Genomic DNA, 19095 nt, shown 5'->3' on the forward strand with positions numbered 1-19095 from the left:
ACCTTTAATTTAAAACTAGGAACATGCTCATCTTTTTACTCGGTATGATGGGAAGCGGTAAATCCACTTTGGGCAGGCAATTGGCGCAGCGGCTGGGTTATACTTTCGTGGATCTTGATGCGTGGGTAGAACAGCAAGAGCGGAAAAGCATTGCAGCCATTTTTGAGGAGCAAGGCGAGGAAGCGTTCAGGCGGCAGGAACGGGCTGCCCTGGAGGCTGTAGTGCATCAACACAATAATGCTGTGGTTGCCACAGGCGGAGGCACTCCCTGCTTCTTCGATAACATCAATCACATGAACAGCCACGGCATAACGGTTTTTCTGGATACCCCTCCCGAAAGCATCACCAAGAGACTTATGGCTACAAACCTGGAGCTGAGGCCACTACTGGCCGGTAAAAATGAAGGAGAAATTAATTCCTATCTGCGCAAAACCTTAGCGCACAGAAATCAGTTTTATGAGCAGGCAAAGTATAAGCTAAAAGGAGATACTATTACTGCTTCGCAAGTAGCGCTGTTGCTGGCTAAACCATAGTGTAGCAGTCGCGTTATTAATTTGTATAGCTCTGGCAGTTGTACAGTTTTTCAAAAATTGAATAGTTTTGCAGTATTAATACGTTCAGCAAAATTTAACTATGAAACCTAATCACAAAGGACAAGCTCAGCTTTTCGAGAACCCGTTTCTTGAAAAGCTGACAAGGACACACATTGCCCTTCCCATATCTATTTTCATCATCATAGCCGTAGGTTTATTATACTATGGTTTGATGCACAGCTTCATAAACCTGGTACAAGCAGTTGGTTTCTTCTTTTTGGGATGGCTGATATTTACGCTGATCGAGTACTTGGCGCATCGCTACGTGTTCCACATGGATACCGACACGCCTTTTAAGTCACGGGTGCAGTATTTGTTTCATGGCAACCATCACGAGTTCCCGAAAGATAAGAAGCGCCTGGCAATGCCGCCTGTGGTAAGTATACTTTATGCCACCATGTTCTTTTTTATATTCGAGGTAATATTTGGGCAGTATGTTTTTGGTGTTGTGGCTGGTGTACTGTTTGGCTATGCCATGTACCTGTTTGTGCATTATGTGGTGCATGCCTATGCGCCGCCTAAAAACTTTCTGAAGCAGCTCTGGATCCATCACAGTATTCACCATTACAAAGACCCTGAAGTAGCATACGGTGTTTCGTCGCCGCTGTGGGATTATATTTTAGGGACTATGCCCAAAAGAAGCAAGTAGCAGATAAGCGCATAAGAAAAGGAGCCTCTAAAGGGCTCCTTTTTTTGTGCTTTAACATATCCATAAAAATGGGCTGGCAACGCATTTTAAGTAAACGGTTGATTTTCATGGTTATGTGATAGGATAATTTTTCTAAAAAATTATATTAAAATTTTTAAATATAATTTGAAACATATATGTTTGTATCATAGTATATGGCTGTGACTATATAATGTTGTATTAATAAAACAATCTGTTTCATAGGTTTATTTGGGTTACTTCTACATAATCATGCTTTTATACAAACTATTAACTAGGCAAAATTTGCCCTGGCTCCTTATTGCCCTTCTAGTAGGGTTCCAATCAACTTCTGCTCTAGGGCAAGTAAGTATAACGTATGATGCTAACACAGGCTATTTCAAATCATACATGCAAGACTTTGAGAGCAAGCCAGAGAATATGTTGCCTACCAAAAAGGCGGTGTACCCATATACTGGTGCCGGTATGTCAAGTAAATGGGTAAACGGCACCCTAAGTGCTCCTTCAACAATACCTGGATGGTATCTAGGTGTTGAAAATCAAAATATTCGGGAAGTCTATTTTATAGGCAACGATTCATCATTTACAGATCCGGTAGCTACAGCATTCAGCTACGGAAGCAACGGCAGTACAGAGCGCTCAGTAGGTTACAAGGGGCAGCTGGGGCAGTATGGCGTTTTTTATGCCGCTTTGCGCATGAAGAACAACAGCACACAAATAATCAAGAATTTTGATGTAAGCTTTGCTGTTGAGCAGTGGTATTACGGTGGCGAAGTTACAGATGTGCACCTGGAGTACGCTATAGGCCCTAACGTTATATCAGCAACAACGACTAGTGTAACCTGGTACCCTATAGATCGCATCGCTACACCGGTTAGTGAAGGCTTGCCAAGAAGCATGAATGGAAACAGAGCAGAGAACAGGGTGTCTAAAACGTTTACTCTTTCGGATATAAACATACCGGTTGGGCAGGAAATTGTGTTCAGATGGGCGCTGAAGATTACAAGCAACCATACTAAATTTAATGGCGTGGCGCTGGATGATGTTACTGTGCGTCCGCATGGTGTAGGAGGGGCAGAGGATATTCCTGAAACCAAGGCTATAACATACTACAACATTCCGGGTAAACCGCTGGACGATACACGCTCTTGGGGTACAGACCAAAACGGATCCGGCACCCATCCGCGGAACTTTACAGATCCTCAGCAGACTTTCATGATAAAAAATATGCCGCCTGTGAAAACTGACGGTAAGAAGAAGAAATTCAGGGAGGACGATTATACTTTATCCATCAAATCGAAAGACGGCTGGGTAGTTTCCGGTGAAGGCTCTAAGGTGGTGTTAGGAGATGGTGTAAACCCGTTAAAGGTAGCTTTTCATAAAGACAAATTCTATGATGGGCCGCTGGATATTTCTGCCAATGCCACTTTAGTTATCAATACAGATAAAAAGGATAAAAACGCAGTGCCTAAAATACTGCCTACTTTTGGCTCGCTGCACCCAACAAGTACTGTCGTGTATTCTGATAGCACAGATCTGGATATCGTGAATACAGCTTACGGCAACCTCGTGATCTTAGGAAATGAGTACAGCAAGTCGCATATAAAGTATAATAACTTAGCGGAGTCTCTTACAATTAAAGGGCAGATGCAGTTGGAGGGTAAAAAACTAAAGTTAGCGGATAAAACTTTAACGATTTCAGAAACAGGTACTCTTTTAAATGCTGATACTAGCAGTTACATTATAGCCGATGGCACAGGAGCACTTAGTAAAGTGGCAGCAGCAGGAGTGCAATCTGAGGTTGTTTTCCCGGTGGGCACCAGCAAGGAGTATGCACCTCTTAAAATCATAAGCAATAGTAGCAACCCGGTTACTTATAATGTAAGTGTTAAAGAGAATGTGAATAACCCGCTTAACCATACCGGCTCCACACAAAGAACGGCCACAAACAAAACCTGGATCATAGAGAAAGAACAAGTGGATGGAACGTCGTCGGCTACTATTGTGCTGCAATGGAGAGGTAAGGCAACTGAGGTGTATGAACTGGATAAGATGTTTGTCGGGCGCTTTAATGAGGAGGGGAAGTGGCAAATCAAAAAGGCATCAGCTTATAGTTTTAACAGTACTACAAACATGCACGAGCTGACGCTTACAGACGATTTTTCCGCCGCTAGCACTACAGCGCCTTTAGGTTCATCGGCGCAAAGTGGCAACTCGCTTAGGTTAGGCAGTACGCCTCAAACAATGGCTTCGCAGGGCTCTGGCAGAACTGAAATAGCGGTGTTTACGAATATGCAGCCCTTCCCGGTTGAGTTGGTTAGCTTTACTGCCCTGCATAGCAAAGGAGAAACGAGTTTGCTATGGAAAACGGCCAGCGAGAAAGACAATAGCCATTTTGAGGTAGAAGTAGGTTATAGCCTGGATAGCTTTACAAAAATAGGAGAGGTAAAAGGCAGAGGCAACAGTAGCGTACTGGTAAACTACAGCTACAAGCACAAGCCGGTTATGGAAGGCATTGTGTACTACCGGTTAAAGCAGGTAGACCTGAGCGGGGAGACAAACTATTCAAACATAGTGGCTGTAGAGGCTAAAAGGTATGAGCACCAGCAGTTAATGGCATCGCCAAACCCAACATCAGGAAAAGTTACAGTACAACTACCATCTGCTGCAAGCCATACGTTAACAGTAATGAGTATAACGGGCAATGTGATCGAAAGTAGAGCCATACCTGCGGGTAGCGAGCTGATAAGCTTAGACTTAAGCCGTTATGCTGATGGGGCTTATGTATTGCGCTTGCAAAGCAACGATGATATAAGATCGTATAAGCTGATAAAGAACTAACATGCCAATCTGAGGCATTTAAACTAAAAAAGGAGCCCTTAAGGCTCCTTTTTTAGTTTAAAATATTATTAGCGTCTTATTTTTCGGAATATCCAGGTAACGATCAGCACAATTATCACTATAATGATCAGGGCTGTCCACATGCCGGCTTCAAAAATATCCCCAACTAACTCGCAGCTACTAAGTGTAAAGGTTAGCAGCACAAGCAGGGTCATTAAATATACTCTTATGTTTTTCATAGTTTTAGACGTTATAGTTAAGCGGCAATAAGCTACGTGCATCCAAAGCATAGTCTGCTTTATATGAAGATATTGCCATATCTATTGTTACTGGATAAGTGCTTAAAAGGTTAACTAATGGCAGGTTTAAACCATGATTAACCTATTTGTTATGCTTCATTTTTTTATGTTTAGTTTAATAACGAAGGTGTTTTGATTAACCTGTTAGATGGCCTTGCAGGCAAGTTGTAAGTTGGAGGTCGCGCATAGATTATGGATACCCGTAGATAAATTTTTGTTTGAGGTTTGTGGGTTTTGTATATTTAGTAGCAACCTACCCACACCTTTAAATGAAAATGAGCGAGAGTGACATCATAGTTGTAGCAGAAGATGATTTCTACCGAGTTGAAGTGCACGAGAAACCTTCTTTGTTATACGTGCATTGGAAATGCCACCTGGAGGGAGACATACTGAAAGATAAGTTTCTGATGTTGCTGAAGCTGATTGATAAATTTAAGCCTGAGCGATGGTTGGGAAATGCCAAAGCAACCTATTATACAACGATTCAGGATGCAAGGTGGCTGCTTGAGGAGTTTATTCCTGTATTGGTAAAGTCTTCGGTTTTAAGATATGCACGTGTAGAAACAGCAAACAGCCTGCTGCTACTCGACTCACTAAATCTTCAGGAAAAACTCCGGAGCCGCCCTCCGATTCATTCAGAAACATTTGAATTCAGGTATTTTACCGATGAGGCGCAGGCTTATACATGGTTAACTGCCTAAACATACTTATACCAAATTCAGGTTTAGTTTTGAGCCTTTAAATTATAAAAACAAAAAAGCCACTCATTTCTGAGTGGCTTTTGCTCCCCCTCCTGGGCTCGAACCAGGGACCCCCTGATTAACAGTCAGGTGCTCTAACCGACTGAGCTAAGGAGGAATTTCGACAAATCATCTGCGACTTTCTCGCCGATTGATGATGCAATATTACGGCGGTTTTACTTAGAACGCAAGTGTGTGGCTAAAAAAAACTTTACTAAAAATGTAAGCTGCTGTAAATCAAATAAAAATTTTTAGTTGGTAATGTATAGTAGTGAGCCTGAAAGTGATGTTCTGTATTGCTTCAGGTTATAAACGGCAGGGCCAGCCATAACGCCACCCTGAAAATTGAACTGCGAACCGCAGCAACTGTCTACTATAAACAAGCCGGATTGATCTGCTTCTACCTGTGCACAAGCGGCAGTTGGGTCGTAGGTGCAGGCACGTTCAAAAGCCAGGTACAAATTCGCGCTCTGGCGAACAACTAAAATGCCCTTGTAGCCACCATTCAGATATACATAGCCGCCATCGCGCCTTAACTCGGGGTATTGCAGACTGGTAACGTTTATCTGCTCGCTTACGGGTACGTCTGGTATGCTAGGGCCATTGTAGGTGTCTTTGCAGCCAAATAGGAGTAGAAGTATAAAAAGAGAAAAGTATTTAATCATACTTGTAAAAGCCTTTGCCCGTTTTGCGCCCGTGGTGGCCTGCATCCACTTTTTGCTGTTGTATGCGGCTAGGCCTAAATTTCGGGTCATAATGGAAAGCCTCAAACATAGATGTTGTTACAGAGTAGTTTGTGTCAACTCCGATAAGGTCCATCAACTCGAAAGGTCCCATTTTAAAGCCGCTGGCTTGCATCAGTTTATCTATCGTTTCGATGTCGGCTACGCCTTCTTCAAGCAACTTGAGTCCTTCTACGTAAAAATGGCGCGCTACTCTGTTAACGATGAATCCTGGAGAATCTTTTGCCATTACGGCAGTTTTGCCAAGTTTTTCGGCTAGCAGTTTTATTGTAGTGGCCGTCTCAGGGGCTGTGGCTGCACCAGATATAACTTCTACCAACTTCATGATATGGGCAGGGTTAAAAAAGTGCATGCCAACCACACGCTCAGGGTTTGGCACAGCAGCTGCTATCTGCGTAATCGGAATAGAGGAAGTATTGGAGGCAAGTATAGTGTCTGGAGTATTTATACCTGCCAACTCTTTAAAAATGCTTTGCTTTACCTCCAGGCGCTCCACAATGGCCTCTATAATTACATCACAACTTAATTGTAACGTATCGCCGGTAAAGGTAAGGTTGCTTAAGGCAACCTGCTTTTCCTGCTCTGTTAGCTTGCCACGCTCAATGCCTTTGTCAAAGTTTTTTGCAGTTGTAGCCTCAGCCTTTTGCAATATCTGCGCATTGATATCAAAAAGTATGGTCTTATAACCTGCCTGGGCACAAATTTGCGCAATACCTTGTCCCATTGTGCCGGCACCCACAACGCCTATTGTTTTGATATCTTCTAACTTCATATATTGAATAGTTAAATAGTTAGATTGTTGTTTCTGCTGTTGGGCACCAGAAACCTCTATACTTTTAGCTGTGCTTTACCTCCCTTCAACCAGGTTTCTTGCAGAATGGCAACAGGTAAGGAAGTATAGGTGATAGCTGCTGGCCGAACACGCCAGTTCAACAATCAGCAATTATATTACTCCCTCAAACTGGCGCAGGAAGCGCACGTCGTTTTCGGTGAACAAGCGCAGGTCCTTTATCTGGTACTTTAACATGGTAATACGCTCTATGCCCATACCAAAGGCAAAGCCGGAGTATACTTTAGAGTCGATGCCGCTGCTCTCTAACACAGCAGGGTCTACCATGCCGGAGCCACCAATCTCTACCCAGCCGCTTCCTTTGCAAATATTACAACCTTCGCCTTTGCAAATGAAGCAGGTAATATCGATCTCGGCGCTTGGCTCAGTAAAAGGGAAAAATGACGGGCGGAAGCGGATCTGCGTGTCCTGGCCGAACATCTCTTTCGCAAAATAATAAAGCGTCTCCTTCAGGTCTTTAAAGCTGACGCCCTTGTTCACGTACAGGCCCTCTACCTGGTGGAACACCATGTGCGCACGTGCCGAGATGGCTTCGTTACGGTATACGCGGCCAGGCATGATGCTGCGCAGCGGCGGTTGGTTGTTTTCCATCAGGCGCACCTGCACGTTAGAAGTATGGGTACGCAGTAGTTTATCCTTGTCTTCGCTCAGGAAGAACGTATCCTGCATTTCGCGGGCAGGGTGGTTTTCAGGAAAGTTAAGGGCGGAGAAGTTGTGCCAGTCATCTTCAATTTCTGGGCCTTCGGCCACGTTAAAACCGATGCGCTCAAAAATGCGCACAATCTCGCGGCGAACCAGCGACAGCGGGTGGCGTGTGCCTAGGGTGTTGGGTAAGGCTGGCAGCGTAAAGTCAAAGCCTGTGTCTCCGGCTGTGTCAGCGGTGCTTGCCAGTTGCTCCTGCGCCTGGTCAAATCGCTCCTGAGCACGGTTTTTTAGCGTGTTTAGTTGCTGGCCCACCTCACGGCGCTGCTCCGGAGCAACCTGCTTTAGGTTGTCGAAAAGCGCTGCCACACGGCCCTTGCGGCCAATGTATGCAATCCTGAACTGCTCCAGTTCGGCAGCATTGGTAAGTTGTGCTGCCTCTATCTCTTGTGCTACTGCTTGTATATTCTCCACCATAATATGCAAAGATAAAATTACTGTGGGATAATACGTAAAAAGTGCGGGCAAAATGCCTGCCTATTCTTTAAGCGGCTTTTCCTGCAAACCGCTGCATAAGCAGCAGTTAAGCCCAAAGCTGTAGTGGGGTAAGTATAGTATAACTACTATGTACTTGCTATATTTACCGACGCAACCCCCTCGTTTACCGACTTCTACTCAAGGCTTGCCTATTAACTGTAGACCAACGCTAGCTATAAGAGTACATTTGATCATACATTAAATCAAAAAACTATGGATCACAGAAATTTAAACTCGAATAGCAACTACGGCGGTAACTGGGAGAACCCACAGCGTGGCGGTAGCGGCGGTAAGGTAATGGCAGGCCTGCTGCTGGTTATAATCGGCTTGGTTATACTTGCCACTAAGCTCGACTATTTTTTCCTGCCTAACTGGGTTTTCTCCTGGCAAATGCTCCTGATTGTCATTGGTTTGTTTATCGGTTTTAAGCATAACTTCAGAAAACCATCCTGGTTAATTTTAGTGATTATCGGTAGCGTATTTCTTTTTAATGAGCTGATACCAGGAATCAATATAAGATTTTACTTCTGGCCTATTCTGCTCATCGGCATTGGAGTTTGGGTAATGATGAAGCCTAAAAAGTATACGCAGCAGTACATTCCGCCAGTACGGCCACAACCGCAGCCGCACCAGCACCAGCAACCTATCAATGATTATACCCAGGACTTTGCTATAGAAGAAGACACTAACTTTAACTTACTTGGCAGCGATGCTTCTACTGAGGAGTATGTGGATGCTACGGCTATTTTCGGAGGAGTGAAGAAGAACATTATCTCTAAAAATTTTAGAGGCGGTGAAGTGGTAAGCGTTTTTGGTGGTACAGAGCTTAACATGAGCCAGGCCGACTTGCAGCAGCCCGCAGTACTGGAGGCTACCCAGATCTTTGGCGGCACTACGCTGGTGGTTCCTGCGCATTGGGAAATAAAGTCTGAAGCGGTGGCCATACTTGGCGGTATAGACGATAAGCGCCCGATAATGCCCGGAGGCTACGATCCTAACAAAGTGCTCATTATAAAAGGCACTTCACTATTTGGCGGGCTTCAAATCAAGAGTTACTAAAGTATAAGTGATGTCTCCACTACGTGTCTTACTGGTATACTTAGGCTGGGCTATACTTTGGAGTGCGGTGCATGCGGTACTGCTGTGGCTAGTGGGGGTGGGGCTAAGTATAGCCATTACCGATGCCCTGCTTACAAACCTGCTGCTGGTAAGCGGTGGTTATGCTATGGGCACGGGGCTGCGCTACTACCAGCCAAGTATAAAGCAAGGGGCTTATTTGTTTGGCTGGAGTATGGGTATGGCAGGTATCTGTATCCTGTTGTTCGATTACCTTATAGGCAAGATACTTAAAGGGGAGAGTAGCTACCTGGCTTTTGTGGATGCCACGCTGCCTGTGCGCATGGTGTTTGCCTGGCTGATGGTGCTGCTGATGGTGCTGCTGAGTTGGATGTGGTATTACACTCAAAACCGGCAACTGGAAGAAAGCAGGAAATCGGCTACCGATAAGCTGGCGCGCGAAGCCGAGCTTTACAGCCTGCGGCAACAGTTGCAGCCGCACTTTTTGTTTAACAGCTTAAATTCCATCAGCGCTCTAGTTGGGGCAAGGCCAGAGCAGGCCAGAACCATGATTCACCAGCTGTCTGACTTTTTACGCGGCACACTACGCAAGGAGGACCAGCAACTGGTAACACTAGAAGAAGAACTGAAACACCTTGATTTATACCTGGAAATAGAAAAAGTGCGCTTTGGGCATAGGCTGCAAACTGCCTTACAAGTGCAGGATGAAACGGTGAGTATGCGCCTGCCGGCCCTGCTGCTGCAGCCCATAGTAGAAAATGCCATTAAGTTTGGCCTTTACGACACGATAGGTGAAACTGCCATAAGTATAAAAGCATCGGCAGAGGATAATTACCTGCAGCTCCAGGTGCAAAACCCCTACGACCCTGATACTGCGCGGCCAAACCGAGGCACAGGCTTCGGGTTAAGTTCGGTGCAGCGCAGGCTATACTTGCTGTACGCACGCCAGGACCTGCTAAAAACGCAGCAGAAAGACCATACTTTTATAACCACTATCAAGATACCGCAAAACTATGAGTAAGTGCCTGATTATTGATGACGAGCCATTGGCCAGAAGTATAGTAGCTGAGTACTTGCAAAACCACCCGGATATAGAAGTGGCGCAGGAGTGCGGCGACGGCTTTGAAGGTGTAAAAGCCATTATGCAGCACCAGCCGGACCTGGTGTTCCTGGATGTGCAGATGCCTAAAATAAATGGGTTTGAAATGCTGGAACTGGTAGAGCATGCGCCGTCGGTTATCTTTACCACAGCATTTGATGAGTACGCCATTAAAGCATTTGAGGCCAATGCCGTAGACTATTTGCTAAAGCCATTTAGCAGAGCACGCTTTGATGCCGCCCTGCAAAAGTGGCAGGAAAAACGAAAAAGCATAGTGCCTGAGGCTAAACTGCAGCAGCTGGAAGAAACACCTGCCAAGCAACCCGAGGAACAGGTACGGATCGTAGTTAAAGCCGGCAACAACATACGCATTATACCAGTTGCTGATGTACAGTACCTGGAGGCTTACGATGATTATGTGAAGATACACACCAAAGACGGTACCTTCCTGAAGAAGAAAACCATGGGCTACTACGAACAAACCCTTAACCCAAGCCAGTTCGTGCGCGTGCACCGCTCTTTTATACTTGCCCTTTCCAGCCTCACCCGCATAGAGCCTCTCGAAAAAGACACCCATGTGGCCTTACTTAAAAGCGGCATACGCATACCCCTGAGCAAGAGCGGATATACAAAATTAAGGTCTGTATTAGGATTGTGATTTTACAGAGACTGCTTCTGGCAATTTTCTGAACTCCTGTTCCCATTCATACGGCTGTAGATGCCTTGTGTCTTGTGTTCTGTTGCGTTTGTCTGTTTCATATATGCTATGGGCTGAGCTTAGTGAATATCGTGAAATTGCATATTGTTCATATACAGCCTTGTAAACCCTGATCTGAACTTAAAAGGTACACAAAATTTAACATTGGAAACTTTGGTAATGAAAAACGTTTCCATAGTTTTGTGCCGAAATGGAGACAGTAGAGAATCTAGAGTTAAAAATTAAAATCACACAGAGCGCCTTTGAGCTCTTCTGCCGGAAGGGTATTAAAAGTGTGTCTATGGATGACATTGCGCAGCATCTATCGATGTCTAAAAAAACCATTTACAAGTGGTTTGATAACAAAGACCAAATAGTGTATTACTCCTGCAAGTGCTTCCTTAAAGAGATGGAAGAGGATTGTATGTGCTCAATGAGAGGTGCCGCAAATGCTATAGAAGAACTTTGGAGTTTAATGGAAATGACCAAGCGGCTTGTGGCAAAAGTGCATCCTGCCATTTTCCATGATGTGCAGAAGTATCACGGCGACAGCTGGCAGCTTTGGATGGCGCACAAGTATGACTTTATGCTCGAGAAATTAAAGATGAACATACTCCGTGGCGTGGCCGAGGGGCTGTACAGAGGCGACCTGGATGTTGAGATAATGGCACGTTTGCGTCTTGCCCAGATTGAGGCAGCTTATGATGTCAGGCTGTTTCCGCCAGGCGAGTTTAACCTGCAAAAAGTACAGTTGGATATGCTGGAGCACTATATGCTGGGCATGGCCACTTTGCGCGGGCACAAAATGATTAACGAGTATAAGCAACGCATTGAAGAAGAATAACACGACCTACTATCGAAATAAAATTATGAAAAACTACCTAAGCCTGATGGGTGCCTTGTTTGTGCTGATCGGCTCCACCTACGCACAAGGGCAAAGCGTACAATCGTTTAGCCTGCAGGAAAGTATAAACTATGCCCTCCAGAACCGCGCAAGCCTGCAGGTTACCCGCAACCAGGAAAAGATTGACAAGGCAAAGGTTGGCGAAATAAGGGCAATGGGCTTGCCGCAGATAAGTGGCACTTTGGATGTTGGCGATAACTTTATACAGCAGCAGACTTTCTTGCCGGCAGAGTTTTTCAACGACCCTAATGACCCGGAGTCGCCGCAGCCAGGTACGTTTGTGCCCGTTACTTTTACGCCAGCCTATACAGGTAATGCTTTGCTCAACGGCAGCCAGCTTCTGTTTGATGGCACCTACCTTATCGGCCTGAAGGCAGCAAAAACCTATACTGAACTATCGAAGAAAAGCACTACGCAAAGCGAAATTGAGGTGGCCGAGCAGGTTTCCAAGGCATACTACGGTGTGTTGGTAAACCGTGAACGCATTGGGCTCCTGAACCAGAATATTTCCAGACTGGATACGGTGCTGTACCAGACCCGAATAATGTTTGAAAACGGTGTGGCAGAGAAACTGGATGTAGACCGTTTGCGTGTGTCGCTTAACAACCTGAAGGTAGAGAAGCAAAAGGCGGAGCGACTGATGGTGCTAAGCGAAAGTCTGCTGAAGTTCCAGATGGGTATAGATCACCGCCAGGCCATTGTATTAACTGATAAGCTGGATGAAGTGGAAGTGAGCACAGCACAGGCAGCGCCTCAAAGCTTTAACTACAGCAACCGCATCGAATATTCTATACTTGAGACACAGCGCGATTTGGCAGAACTGGACCTGCGCAACAGGCGATCAGGTTATTTGCCTAAATTATACTTAAATGCCCGGTACGGTTACAATGCAGCCAACAACGAGTTTAGAGAGATAACCAAAACCAGGAACTGGCTGGAGTACGGCTATGTAGGCGGGCAGATACAGCTTTCGATCTTTGACGGGTTGCGCAAGCACTACCAGATACAACAGGCCAAGCTTACGCTCGATAATACAAAGTATGGTTTTGAAACCCTACGCCAAAGTATAGACCTGGAAATAGACCAATCAGCAACAGAGCTTACCAATGCGCTGGATGTGCTGGAATCGCAGCGCGAGAACCTGGAGTTGGCAGAAGAAATTGCGCGTGTTTCTAAAATCAAGTTTCAGGAGGGCGTAGGCTCTAACCTGGAAGTGGTTACTGCAGAAACTGATCTGCGCCAGGCCCAGACAAATTATTACGCTGCCATTTACGACGCTCTGATTGCAAAAGTGAATTTAGAGAGAGCAACCGGCACCTTGCTTACAAAATAAAACTATCGAAAAACTAAATTGCTACCAACCCCATGAGACGAATACTAAGAACATCATCTGTTGCCCTGTTGCTAGGCTTAGCTGCCTGCGGCGGCAGTACCGATAAAGAAACGCAGCTAAAGGAGCTGAAAGCGCAGCAGGAAAAGCTGCAGGAGCAGATTGCTACCCTGGAAACAGAACTAAAGGCAGAAGGTAAAACTGTTGCTTCTGAAAAGAAAACGGTGCCTGTAACGGTGCAGGTTGTTAACCAGGATACCTTCCGCCATTACCTGGAGGTGCAGGGCCGAGTAGATTTTGACCAGAATGTACTGGTAAGCGCCAAGGTGCCGGGTGTGCTGACAAGTATGCGTGTACAGCGTGGCGACAAAGTAGCTAAGGGACAGACCATGGCCACTATAGATGCACAGGTGCTGGAGCAGAATGTTGCCGAAGTAAAAACCCGCCTGGACCTGGCCAACATTGCCTACGAAAAGCAGAAAAACCTGTGGGACCAGAAGATAGGTACCGAAATGCAGTACCTGACCGCTAAAAACAACAAAGAGGCTCTGGAGCGCAGCTTGGCAACGCTGCAGCAGCAACGCGATCAGTACAACATCAAGGCTCCTATAAGTGGTGTGGTAGATGATGTAATGCCCAACGCCGGTGAGGCTGTGGCACCTGGTGTGGGTATTATCCGTGTAGTAAACACGCAAGGAGGTAAAATTGTGGCAGAAGTATCGGAGGCATACCAGGATAAACTAAATAAGGGCGATGACGCAATAGTTTTCTTTCCGGACCTGAACCAGGAGGTAGAGACGAAAGTGGACGTGGTAGGCAATTTCATAAACCCTGCCAGCCGCACTTTTAGCATTGAATTACGCCTGAAGAACGGGACCAACATTAACCTGAAGCCAAACATGATAGCTGTAGTGCGCATCGAAGACTACAAAAACGAAGGCGCCGTTGTGCTGCCTATCAACCTGGTGCAGAAAGACGAGAAAACAGCTTATGTGTACGTGGCCAAAAAAGATGGTGAGAATTATGTTGCAGCCAGAAGAGAAATCAAAACAGGCATGAGCTACAAGGGTAACATAGAAGTGCTGAGCGGCCTTAGCGCGGATGATCAGGTGATTACAGCCGGTTACCAGAACGTGAATGAGGGGCAGCCAGTGGTATTTACCCAGGACAACCTGACGCAGAAGTAAGCCATACTTTTAAAGTATAAACTATGAAAGAATTCAAGCCGACCAGTTGGTCTATTGATAACAAGACCAGTATCTACATTATCACGATCATTATTTCGATTTGGGGCATTTTCTCTTACATCAACATACAGAAGGAAAACTTCCCTGATATTGTAATCCCGACAGTATTCGTAGGTACTATTTACCCGGGTACGTCGCCGTCTGATATGGAGAACCTGGTAACGCGGCCAATCGAGAAAGAGATAAAGGCCATTTCAGGGGTTAAAACAGTTACCTCTAATTCCCTGCAGGATTTCTCGATGATAACGGTGGAGTTTAACACCGATGTGGATGTGGCAGAAGCGAAGCAGCAGGTAAAAGATGCAGTAGATAAAGCCCGCCCAGATTTACCTACAGACCTGGACCAGGAGCCAAGCGTGCAGGATATAAACTTTTCGGAGTTTCCGATAATGCAGGTAAACGTGTCTGGCAACTACAGCCTGGACCAGTTAAAGAATTATGCCGAAGATATACAGGACCGCATAGAAGGGCTGTCTGAAATAACCCGCGTAGACATGGCCGGCGCACTTAACAAAGAGGTGCAGGTGGATGCAGACATGTATAAAATGCAGGTGGCCCAGGTTACATTTAGTGATATTGAGCGTGCCATTGCCATGGAAAACATGACGATCTCGGGTGGTAACGTAACCGTTGGCGAAATGAAGCGCTCTGTGCGTATTGTTGGCCAATATGTAGACCCAAATAAGATTGGCGACATTGTTGTAAAGTCGATGTCTGGCGGCAATATACAGCTGAAGGAAATAGCAACTGTAAAAGAAGGGTTTGAAGAGCAGGAAAGCTTTGCCCGCCTGGATAACTCCCCGGTAATTACGCTCAACGTGATCAAGCGAAGCGGTGAGAACCTGATTGCGGCATCAAACAAAATAGAAGACCTGCTAAATGAGATGGAAGGCTCTGTGCTGCCATCAGACCTCAAAGTAACTGTAACCGGTGAGCAGGCAACCCAGACAAAGCACACACTAAACGATTTGATCAACACGATCATAATCGGGTTTGTGCTGGTTACGCTGATACTCATGTTCTTTATGGGTACCACTAATGCCATATTCGTAGGCTTGTCAGTACCGATATCCATGTTTGTGGCCTTCCTGATATTCCACTCGCTGGATATATCGCTCAACATGATTGTGCTGTTCGCTTTCCTGCTTGCTTTGGGTATAGTTGTGGATGATGCTATTGTGGTGATAGAGAACACGCACCGTATCTTCCATACTTCCAATCTGAGTATTACAAAATCAGCAAAAGTGGCAGCCGGCGAAGTGTTTTTGCCTGTGTTGGCTGGTACGCTTACAACTATAGCGCCTTTTTTCCCGCTGCTGTTCTGGCCGGGCATTGTTGGTGAGTTTATGTTTTACCTGCCTATCACGCTCATCATCACTTTGATGGCCTCGTTGCTGGTGGCTTTTGTGATCAACCCTGTGTTTGCGGCCTCATTCATGAAAAAAGAGCAGGCGACATCTAAAAGGGGGACTGGTAAGCGCTTTGTAATTATTATGGCCGTAGCGCTGGTTTTGGCTGTTGTTTTTTACATAACAGGCTCATATGGTATGGCTAACCTGGTTATGCTGGTAGTGGTGCTGGTTGCCTTAAACAAATTTGTATTTACTGGCCTCATTCAGAAATTTCAGGAAGGGGCGCTGCCTAAGTTTATGGCAAAGTATGAGCAATTGCTGCGTTGGGTACTGGTGGGCTGGCGACCCGTGGGTGTGTTTGCAGGCATTGTGCTGCTGCTTTTCCTGTCGGGCTTTATCACCTTCTTACGGCCTCCTAAAGTAGTCTTCTTCCCGGCCAGCGACCCTAATTTTGTGTATGCCTACATTCAAATGCCGGTTGGTACAGACCAGGTCGTTACAGATTCGGTTACAAAAGTAGTGGAGAACCGCATCTACAACGTTATTGGCAAAGATAACCCAGATGTGGAGTCGGTTATATCCAATGTGGCTATTGGTGCCGGAGACCAAAACGACCGCAGCACAACTGCCCAGTCTCATAAAGGCAAAGTAACGGTAGCTTTCGTGGAGTACATGGACCGCGTAGGCGAAAAAACTTCTGCTGATTTTCTTAACGAGATCCGTGAATCAGTTAAAGGCATACCTGGCGCTGAGATTACAGTAGACCAGGAGCAGAATGGTCCGCCGGTGGGCAAGCCTATCAGCATCGAGATATCAGGTGAGGAGTTTGCAGAGCTTATCGCACTTTCTAAAAACGTAGAGCAATACATCAGCGACCAGCAGATAGAGGGTATAGAAGGCTTAAAATCTGACCTGGAAGACAGCAAACCGGAGATTGTGATCAACATTGATCGTGAGCGTGCCAACCGCGAAGGTATAAGCACAGGCCAGATTGGCTCTGAGGTTCGCACAGCCATCTTCGGTAAAGAGGCATCTAAATTTAAACTAGACGAAGACGAATACCCGATACAAGTGCGTTACGCAGAGCCTTACCGCAAGAATATTGATGCCTTGCTGGATATGCGCATTACTTATCGGGACATGAATTCTGGTTTGGTGCGTCAAATCCCGCTTTCTTCGCTGGCCAGTATAGAATATGGTACTACCTATGGTGGTATCAAGCGCAAAAACCTGAAACGCATGGTTACCCTGGAGTCTAACGTGCTGGATGGTTACAATGCGAACGAAGTGGTGCAGCAGATACAAGAGTCGCTTCAGCAGTTCCAGACACCAGAAGGCTACGAGGTGCGTATGGGTGGTCAGCAGGAAGAGCAGCAGGAAACATTCCAGTTCTTGTTGCTGGCACTTGTTGCAGCCTTTCTCATCATATTCCTGATCCTGGTAACGCAGTTTAATTCTGTGTCCAAACCATTTATTATACTATCGGAGGTGCTGTTCAGTATCATCGGCGTATTACTGGGCTTCTCCATTTTTGGAATGGATGTATCCGTTGTGATGACGGGTGTGGGAATTGTAGCGCTTGCAGGTATTGTGGTTAAGAATGGTATTCTGATAGTTGAGTTTACAGACTTGCTGCTGGAAGAAGGGAAGGAGCTTAAGGAAGCGATTGTAGAAGCAGGTAAAACGCGCCTAAACCCGGTTATACTTACGGCTACAGCCACTATACTTGGGCTGATACCACTAGCGCTGGGCATAAACCTTAACTTTTATACTTTGTTTACAGAGTTCAAGCCGAACTTCTTTATGGGAGGTAACAGCGCAGCTTTTTGGGGGCCACTAGCCTGGACAATAATTTTCGGCCTTGGTTTTGCTACAGTTGTTACGCTGCTCATTGTGCCAGTAATGTATTTATTGAACGAAAAATTAAAAGATAGATTAATCAAAAACAGGAAACGTGGCGGAGTAAAGCTGCAGGAGCAGGAAGGACGCCAGGTTAATGGGAAAGTTAGAGAATACACCGTTTAAACTACTATGATTGCTACAACTACCGCTATTGAGAAAGAGGTTATCCGTATCATTAGCAAAACAAAAGAGATAAAAGCCGACCGCCTTTGGGCCGACAGAATGCTTCAGGATTTCGGGTTTGATACTGTAGACCTGGTGGATATCATTCTTGAACTAGAAAAGAACTTTAAGATTACCATACCTGATGAAGTGCCAATAGACAAAGTAGGCGATTTTATTGACTTTGTGTCTACGCACACTATTAGGAAAGCCAGCTAATTTAGGAGAGCTACACAAAAAAAGCGCGGAGCATGCTCCGCGCTTTTTTTGTGCTTTTATACAAAGGCCATCATATAAAGTATGGCTTGTAATTACTAGATGCACTTCTTACTGGCACAGGCTGCGCCAGTAAAAGGTTTTAAGAAAATAATTTATTCGGGCTTAGTAGAGTTAGTCGATAGCTTTTAACCTAAAAGATTGAAATACGGTAAGCTTTCAGTTTTTTATCAAGCGACCTTGCGTTGCCGCAAACACTATCAAGCAGCGACCAGAAATGCGGACCATGGTTTTTCTCTACAGTATGTGCCAGCTCATGCAGTATCACATAATCGCAGAGCGCATCTGGCAGGCGCATTAGGTGCAGGTTAAGATTGATGTTGTTTGTGTGGGAGCAGCTGCCCCAACGGCTTTTTGCATTTTTGATAAACACGTTCTGGTATTCAAACCCAAATTTATCTGCAAAGTAAGCCACACGGTCCGGCAGGTACTGCTTTGCCTCTTTGCGGTAACCCTCCTCTATAGACTGCCGGATAAACTTCTGTACTTCTGTGTCCCGAACATCTTTGTGTGCCGGATAGAAAACATTGATGTACCCGTTCTGGATAACGCAACGCATGCTGTATTGCGCATGGGTGAGCAGGCGTAGCGTATGGTATTTGGTTTTAAACTCCGTAGAGCCGTCATATACCGTTACCTGTTGTTCCTGCTTTTGCATGCGGGCCTGGTGCTCTTTTATCCAGTCTGACTTGGTGTAAATGAGCTGTTCTGCTTTTTCGAAGCTGATGTGCGGCGGCACAGCTACGCGTATACCTTTAAGGGGCCTTACGCTAATGCTCAGTCGCTTTGCTTTATCGCTTCGCTCAATAAGAACTTTCCCGATTCCGTCAATGTGTACATTAACGGATGTAAGTCGTAAAAATGATGAAGACACTTTGGCTAAAAAGTTAAAATACAAATTCCTGTGGTCAAATATAAAGAATAATTTCCTTACAAAACTACAGTTGAAGCGCCTTTTATTCGTTTTTAAGTAAATTTAAGTATTAGTATTGTTCTATATTTTAATGTTTTAAAGCAAGTGTTTAATGCCTTTTTTAAGATTTAAAACACGCTTTAGTGCAAAAATAAAGGCGTTTAGCTTGATTTGAAGTATGCTGTTGAGGCTGATGCTCTAGCGGTTTCCATCCGGATAAATTA

At 45.4% G+C, this 19095-nt stretch carries 17 protein-coding genes and 1 tRNA gene; 12 read left to right on the forward strand and 6 right to left on the reverse strand.

Going from position 1 to position 19095, the window contains the following annotated elements; all coding sequences use genetic code 11:
- The first annotated feature begins 23 nt into the window (after nucleotides 1–23).
- From Q1A23_RS18875 to Q1A23_RS18885, 3 genes are all read left to right on the forward strand, one after another.
- The gene (locus Q1A23_RS18875; protein ID WP_299826333.1) at nucleotides 24–533 is read left to right on the forward strand and encodes a shikimate kinase; all 510 of its coding nucleotides are present in this window, start codon (nucleotides 24–26) and stop codon (nucleotides 531–533) included.
- 100 nt (nucleotides 534–633) lie between these two features.
- Nucleotides 634–1242, forward strand: coding sequence for a sterol desaturase family protein (locus Q1A23_RS18880; RefSeq protein ID WP_299826335.1), 609 nt, complete (start codon nucleotides 634–636; stop codon nucleotides 1240–1242).
- Nucleotides 1243–1650: 408 nt separating this feature from the next.
- Complete coding sequence (locus tag Q1A23_RS18885) at nucleotides 1651–4101, forward strand: T9SS type A sorting domain-containing protein (protein WP_299826337.1); 2451 nt, start codon at nucleotides 1651–1653, stop codon at nucleotides 4099–4101.
- Between the two features lie 68 nt (nucleotides 4102–4169).
- Here Q1A23_RS18885 and Q1A23_RS18890 read toward each other — a convergent pair whose 3' ends face one another.
- Nucleotides 4170–4340, reverse strand: coding sequence for a hypothetical protein (locus Q1A23_RS18890; protein WP_299826339.1), 171 nt, complete (start codon nucleotides 4338–4340; stop codon nucleotides 4170–4172).
- 335 nt (nucleotides 4341–4675) lie between these two features.
- On the opposite strand from Q1A23_RS18890, the gene Q1A23_RS18895 reads away from it, so the two are divergent.
- Nucleotides 4676–5101: a hypothetical protein gene (locus Q1A23_RS18895; protein ID WP_299826341.1), complete on the forward strand. Its 426-nt coding sequence runs from the start codon at nucleotides 4676–4678 to the stop codon at nucleotides 5099–5101.
- 83 nt (nucleotides 5102–5184) lie between these two features.
- Here Q1A23_RS18895 and Q1A23_RS18900 read toward each other — a convergent pair.
- From Q1A23_RS18900 to pheS, 4 genes are all read right to left on the reverse strand, one after another.
- Nucleotides 5185–5258: transfer RNA gene (locus Q1A23_RS18900), tRNA-Asn, on the reverse strand.
- Nucleotides 5259–5391: 133 nt separating this feature from the next.
- Nucleotides 5392–5805, reverse strand: a complete 414-nt coding sequence (locus Q1A23_RS18905) for a hypothetical protein (RefSeq protein ID WP_299826343.1) — start codon at nucleotides 5803–5805, stop codon at nucleotides 5392–5394.
- Nucleotides 5798–6655 carry a 3-hydroxyacyl-CoA dehydrogenase NAD-binding domain-containing protein gene (locus Q1A23_RS18910; RefSeq protein WP_299826345.1) on the reverse strand — a complete coding sequence of 286 codons (858 nt, stop codon included), beginning with the start codon at nucleotides 6653–6655 and terminating at the stop codon, nucleotides 5798–5800. The genes Q1A23_RS18905 and Q1A23_RS18910 overlap by 8 nt, the downstream gene beginning before the upstream one ends.
- 171 nt (nucleotides 6656–6826) lie before the next feature.
- Nucleotides 6827–7852 carry a phenylalanine--tRNA ligase subunit alpha gene (gene pheS / locus Q1A23_RS18915; RefSeq protein WP_299826347.1) on the reverse strand — a complete coding sequence of 342 codons (1026 nt, stop codon included), beginning with the start codon at nucleotides 7850–7852 and terminating at the stop codon, nucleotides 6827–6829.
- Between the two features lie 273 nt (nucleotides 7853–8125).
- On the opposite strand from pheS, the gene Q1A23_RS18920 reads away from it, so the two are divergent.
- From Q1A23_RS18920 to Q1A23_RS18955, 8 genes are all read left to right on the forward strand, one after another.
- A complete protein-coding gene (locus tag Q1A23_RS18920) occupies nucleotides 8126–8971 on the forward strand; it encodes a hypothetical protein (RefSeq protein ID WP_299826349.1) in 846 nt (281 codons plus the stop codon).
- Nucleotides 8972–8981: 10 nt separating this feature from the next.
- The gene (locus tag Q1A23_RS18925; RefSeq protein ID WP_299826351.1) at nucleotides 8982–10010 is read left to right on the forward strand and encodes a histidine kinase; all 1029 of its coding nucleotides are present in this window, start codon (nucleotides 8982–8984) and stop codon (nucleotides 10008–10010) included.
- Nucleotides 10003–10746, forward strand: coding sequence for a response regulator (locus tag Q1A23_RS18930; RefSeq protein ID WP_299826353.1), 744 nt, complete (start codon nucleotides 10003–10005; stop codon nucleotides 10744–10746). Before Q1A23_RS18925 ends, Q1A23_RS18930 begins: the two co-directional genes overlap by 8 nt.
- Nucleotides 10747–10996: 250 nt before the next feature.
- A complete protein-coding gene (locus Q1A23_RS18935) occupies nucleotides 10997–11629 on the forward strand; it encodes a TetR/AcrR family transcriptional regulator (RefSeq protein WP_299826355.1) in 633 nt (210 codons plus the stop codon).
- Between the two features lie 25 nt (nucleotides 11630–11654).
- Nucleotides 11655–13022 carry a TolC family protein gene (locus Q1A23_RS18940; RefSeq protein WP_299826357.1) on the forward strand — a complete coding sequence of 456 codons (1368 nt, stop codon included), beginning with the start codon at nucleotides 11655–11657 and terminating at the stop codon, nucleotides 13020–13022.
- Between the two features lie 32 nt (nucleotides 13023–13054).
- Nucleotides 13055–14206, forward strand: coding sequence for an efflux RND transporter periplasmic adaptor subunit (locus Q1A23_RS18945; RefSeq protein WP_299826359.1), 1152 nt, complete (start codon nucleotides 13055–13057; stop codon nucleotides 14204–14206).
- A 23-nt stretch (nucleotides 14207–14229) separates the two neighbouring features.
- The gene (locus Q1A23_RS18950) at nucleotides 14230–17643 is read left to right on the forward strand and encodes an efflux RND transporter permease subunit (protein ID WP_299826361.1); all 3414 of its coding nucleotides are present in this window, start codon (nucleotides 14230–14232) and stop codon (nucleotides 17641–17643) included.
- Nucleotides 17644–17649: 6 nt separating this feature from the next.
- The gene (locus Q1A23_RS18955) at nucleotides 17650–17901 is read left to right on the forward strand and encodes a phosphopantetheine-binding protein (RefSeq protein WP_299826363.1); all 252 of its coding nucleotides are present in this window, start codon (nucleotides 17650–17652) and stop codon (nucleotides 17899–17901) included.
- A 190-nt stretch (nucleotides 17902–18091) separates the two neighbouring features.
- Here Q1A23_RS18955 and Q1A23_RS18960 read toward each other — a convergent pair whose 3' ends face one another.
- Nucleotides 18092–18832: a SprT family zinc-dependent metalloprotease gene (locus tag Q1A23_RS18960; protein ID WP_299826365.1), complete on the reverse strand. Its 741-nt coding sequence runs from the start codon at nucleotides 18830–18832 to the stop codon at nucleotides 18092–18094.
- Nucleotides 18833–19095: the final 263 nt, after the last annotated feature.

The sequence above is a fragment of the uncultured Pontibacter sp. genome (genome assembly GCF_947492645.1).
In the GTDB taxonomy this organism is placed as follows: domain Bacteria; phylum Bacteroidota; class Bacteroidia; order Cytophagales; family Hymenobacteraceae; genus Pontibacter.

Excerpts from the sequence above, each read along its gene's own strand:
- Q1A23_RS18875 (WP_299826333.1), top strand. The coding sequence starts at position 24 with ATGCTCATCTTTTTACTCGGTATGATGGGAAGCGGTAAATCCACTTTG.
- Q1A23_RS18880 (WP_299826335.1), top strand. The coding sequence starts at position 634 with ATGAAACCTAATCACAAAGGACAAGCTCAGCTTTTCGAGAACCCGTTT.
- Q1A23_RS18885 (WP_299826337.1), top strand. The coding sequence starts at position 1,651 with ATGCAAGACTTTGAGAGCAAGCCAGAGAATATGTTGCCTACCAAAAAG.
- Q1A23_RS18890 (WP_299826339.1), bottom strand. The coding sequence starts at position 4,340 with ATGAAAAACATAAGAGTATATTTAATGACCCTGCTTGTGCTGCTAACC.
- Q1A23_RS18895 (WP_299826341.1), top strand. The coding sequence starts at position 4,676 with ATGAGCGAGAGTGACATCATAGTTGTAGCAGAAGATGATTTCTACCGA.
- Q1A23_RS18905 (WP_299826343.1), bottom strand. The coding sequence starts at position 5,805 with ATGATTAAATACTTTTCTCTTTTTATACTTCTACTCCTATTTGGCTGC.
- Q1A23_RS18910 (WP_299826345.1), bottom strand. The coding sequence starts at position 6,655 with ATGAAGTTAGAAGATATCAAAACAATAGGCGTTGTGGGTGCCGGCACA.
- pheS (WP_299826347.1), bottom strand. The coding sequence starts at position 7,852 with ATGGTGGAGAATATACAAGCAGTAGCACAAGAGATAGAGGCAGCACAA.
- Q1A23_RS18920 (WP_299826349.1), top strand. The coding sequence starts at position 8,126 with ATGGATCACAGAAATTTAAACTCGAATAGCAACTACGGCGGTAACTGG.
- Q1A23_RS18925 (WP_299826351.1), top strand. The coding sequence starts at position 8,982 with ATGTCTCCACTACGTGTCTTACTGGTATACTTAGGCTGGGCTATACTT.
- Q1A23_RS18930 (WP_299826353.1), top strand. The coding sequence starts at position 10,003 with ATGAGTAAGTGCCTGATTATTGATGACGAGCCATTGGCCAGAAGTATA.
- Q1A23_RS18935 (WP_299826355.1), top strand. The coding sequence starts at position 10,997 with ATGGAGACAGTAGAGAATCTAGAGTTAAAAATTAAAATCACACAGAGC.
- Q1A23_RS18940 (WP_299826357.1), top strand. The coding sequence starts at position 11,655 with ATGAAAAACTACCTAAGCCTGATGGGTGCCTTGTTTGTGCTGATCGGC.
- Q1A23_RS18945 (WP_299826359.1), top strand. The coding sequence starts at position 13,055 with ATGAGACGAATACTAAGAACATCATCTGTTGCCCTGTTGCTAGGCTTA.
- Q1A23_RS18950 (WP_299826361.1), top strand. The coding sequence starts at position 14,230 with ATGAAAGAATTCAAGCCGACCAGTTGGTCTATTGATAACAAGACCAGT.
- Q1A23_RS18955 (WP_299826363.1), top strand. The coding sequence starts at position 17,650 with ATGATTGCTACAACTACCGCTATTGAGAAAGAGGTTATCCGTATCATT.